We start from the raw sequence: 3,316 nt of genomic DNA, 5'->3' as shown, positions 1-3,316 counted from the left end.
GGTTGGGTTGCGGGCCGACCCGCAGGAAGCCGTCGCCGTCCTTCTTGAACAGGTCCGGCGCCGCCAGGAACACCACGGCGGCGATCGCCGCACCGGCAACCAGCCACACCCAGCCGGGCGTGCCGTTGTTGCTGTTGCGTCGCGCCTGACTCTTGCCGCGTCGTGCTGCCATGTCTACTGCGTCTCCTTGACTTACATCTTTTCCGGGGCGCTGACGCCCAGGATGCCCAGGCCGTTGGCCAGCGTCTGCCGCACCGCGCAGGCCAGTGTCAGCTTGGCGTTGCGCTCGGCAGCCTCATCCACCAGCACCGGCGTGCCGTGATACCACGTGTGGAAAGCGTGCGCCAATTCACGCAGGTACTGTGCGACCTGGTGCGGTTCCAGCGCGATGCCGGCGCTTTCCACCACTTCCGGATAACGCGAGATCTCGTTCATCAGCTCCAGCGACAGCGCGTCGCCCAGCACCGCCAGCGCGGCCAGATTGTCGGCCTGGGTGTACTCCAGGCCCTTCTCCTGCGCCTGGCGCAGCAGCGAGCAGACCCGGGCATGGGCGTACTGCACGTAGAACACCGGGTTGTCGCTGCTCTGCTGGCGGGCCAGGTCGATGTCGAAGGTCAGCTGCGAATCGGGCTTGCGCGCGATCAGGAACCAGCGCACCGCATCGGCGCCGACTTCCTCGATCAGGTCGCGCAGGGTCAGGTAGCTGCCGGCACGCTTGGACAGCTTCACTTCCTCGCCGCCGCGCATCACCGTGACCATCTGGTGCAGCACGTATTCCGGCCAGCCTGGGGAATGCCCACGTCCAGCGCCTGCAGGCCGGCGCGCACGCGCGCCAGTGAACCGTGGTGGTCGGCGCCCAGCTCGGTGATCGCGCGCTCGTAGCCGCGCTGCCACTTGCTCAGGTGGTAGGCCACGTCCGGCAGGAAATAGGTGTAGGTGCCGTCGGACTTGCGCATCACGCGGTCCTTGTCGTCACCGAAATCGGTGCTGCGCAGCCACAGCGCGCCGCCTTCCTCGTAGGTGTGGCCGGAGGCGTTGAGCTGGGCCACGGTCTCTTCGACCTTGCCGTCCTTGTACAGCGAGCTTTCCAGGAAGTAGATGTCGAAATCCACGCCGAATGCGGCCAGATCCTGGTTCTGCTCGTTGCGCAGGTAGGCCACGGCAAAGCGGCGGATGGCCTCGATGTCCTCGGCATCCTTGGCGCCGACCACCTGGCTGCCTTCCAGTTCCACGGTCTGGCCGGTCAGGTAGGCGGTGGCCACATCGCCGATGTACTCGCCGTTGTAGGCCTCGCTGGGCCACTGCGCGTCGCCCGGCTTGAAACCGCGCGCACGGGCCTGCACCGACTTGGCCAGATTCTCGATCTGCACACCGGCGTCGTTGTAGTAGAACTCGCGCTTGGCGTTCCAGCCGTTGGCTTCCAGCACGCGGGCGATGCAGTCGCCGATCGCGCCGGCGCGGCCGTGGCCGACGTGCAGCGGGCCGGTCGGGTTGGCCGAGACGTATTCAACGCCCACGGTGCGGCCGTTGCCGGTCAGGTTGCGACCGTAGTCCTGGCCCTCTTTGAGTACGCTGACCACTTCGCGCTGGTAGGCCACCGGCGCGAACTTGAAGTTGATGAAGCCCGGGCCGGCGATCTCGACACTGGCGATGTCGTCGCTGGCTGGCAGTGCCGCCACCAGTGCCTGGGCGATGGCGCGCGGATTGCTGCGCGCGGCCTTGGCCAGCAGCATCGCGGCATTGGTGGCGAAGTCGCCGTGTTCGCGGGTCTTGGGTCGTTCGACCACGAAATCCGGCGGCAGGGTGTCGGCAGGCAGGGTGCCGTTGGCGCGCAAGGCTTCGATGCCTTGGCCGATGAGGGCGCGGAGTTGGGCTTTCACGTGACTATCTGCTTGAAGCGCGGAACTGCCCATTTTACCTGAGCCATGGCCCGGCCGCCTTGCCGGGGCGCGTGCCTGGCGGTCAGGAATGTCAAAGACCCCGCGGTTTTGGTTCAGATCCAGCCGCGTGCGGCCAGCGAGACCGGGGCGCCATCACCGATCACGAAGTGGTCCAGCAGGCGGATATCGACCAGCGCCAGCGCCTGTTGCAGGCGGGTGGTGATGGCCCGGTCGGCGGCGGAGGGCTCCGGATTTCCCGACGGGTGGTTGTGCCCGATCATCACCGCCGCCGCATTGTGGGCCAGGGCGCGACGCACCACTTCGCGCGGATGCACCTCGGCGCCGTCGATGGTGCCGGCGAACAGCTCCTCGAAGGCCAGCGCCCGGTGCCGGGTATCCAGAAACAGCGCGGCGAACACCTCATGCGGCCGCGCGCGCAGGCGCTGGGCGAAATAGCGACCGGCAGAGGTGGGATCGCTCAGGGCGATACCGCGTTCCAGCTCGGCGGCCAGATGGCGTTGGCCCAGTTCCAGCGCGGCGCTGAGCTTGCAGGCGCGGGCCGGCCCCAGGCCCGGCAGCTGCGCCAGTTCATCGGCGTTGCGGTCCAGCAGTTGCCGCAGCGGACCATGGGCCAGCAGCAGATCGCGTGCGGTCTGCACCGCGTCGCGGCCGCGCAGGCCCGAACCGAGGAAAATCGCCAGCAGCTCGGCATCGGAGAGGATGCCCGCGCCCCGGGCCAGCAGCTTCTCGCGGGGACGCTCGGCAGTGGGCCAGTCGCGGATATGCATGCCCACAGACTGGGCGCCAGTGGCCAGAAACGGGATCAGGCGATGCCGACCCTTCGGGTAAGCTAAACGTTCTTGTGCAGGTAGGAATTTTCCTCGTGACCGGCTTTCCCCAGAGTCCACAGACGCCATCGCGATCGCTGGAAGGACAGAAACTGTTGTTGTGCGTGGGCGGCGGCATTGCCGCCTACAAGGCGCTGGAGCTGGTGCGCCGGCTGCGCGATGCCGGCGCGCAGGTGCAGGTGGCGATGACCGCAGGGGCGCAGCAGTTCGTCACGCCGCTGAGCTTCCAGGCCTTGTCGGGCCAGCCGACCCGCACCACGCTGTGGGACAGCGCCGCCGAACAGGCGATGGGACATATCGAACTGGCGCGCTGGGCCGACCGCATTGTCGTGGCCCCGGCCACGGCCGATCTGCTGGCGCGGCTGGCCCATGGCAACGCCGATGACCTGGTAACCACCCTGTGCCTGGCCACCACCGCGCCGCTGACCGTGTGCCCGGCGATGAACCATCGCATGTGGTTGCACCCGGCCACGCAGGCCAATATCGCGCTGCTGCGCGAGCGCGGGGCACAGGTGATCGGGCCTGAGGACGGTCCGCTGGCCGAGGGCGAATCCGGCCCCGGCCGCCTGAGCGAGCCGTTGGCGATTG

2 protein-coding genes and 2 pseudogenes are annotated in these 3,316 nt (G+C 68.1%); 1 reads left to right on the top strand and 3 read right to left on the bottom strand.

Annotated features, from left to right (window positions below):
* The 3 genes and pseudogenes from JCM9942_RS12640 to radC all read right to left on the bottom strand — a co-directional run.
* A pseudogene (locus JCM9942_RS12640) lies at positions 1 to 172 on the bottom strand (SPOR domain-containing protein); the annotation flags it as partial.
* A gap of 20 nt (positions 173 to 192) precedes the next feature.
* Positions 193 to 1,880 (bottom strand): annotated as a pseudogene (argS, locus tag JCM9942_RS12635) (arginine--tRNA ligase).
* A gap of 113 nt (positions 1,881 to 1,993) precedes the next feature.
* The gene (radC, locus tag JCM9942_RS12630; protein WP_054660085.1) at positions 1,994 to 2,668 is read right to left on the bottom strand and encodes a RadC family protein; all 675 of its coding nucleotides are present in this window, start codon (positions 2,666 to 2,668) and stop codon (positions 1,994 to 1,996) included.
* 95 nt (positions 2,669 to 2,763) lie between these two features.
* Between radC and JCM9942_RS12625 the strand changes: the two genes are divergently transcribed.
* Positions 2,764 to 3,316, top strand: a 553-nt coding sequence (locus JCM9942_RS12625; protein WP_304941144.1) for a flavoprotein, incomplete at its 3' end; no start/stop codon positions are given.

The sequence above is a fragment of the Stenotrophomonas pictorum JCM 9942 genome (genome assembly GCF_001310775.1).
Taxonomy (GTDB): Bacteria; Pseudomonadota; Gammaproteobacteria; order Xanthomonadales; family Xanthomonadaceae; genus Stenotrophomonas; species Stenotrophomonas pictorum.
Note: the sequence above shows the minus strand (reverse complement) of the source record. Positions and strands in the feature narration are given on the sequence as shown.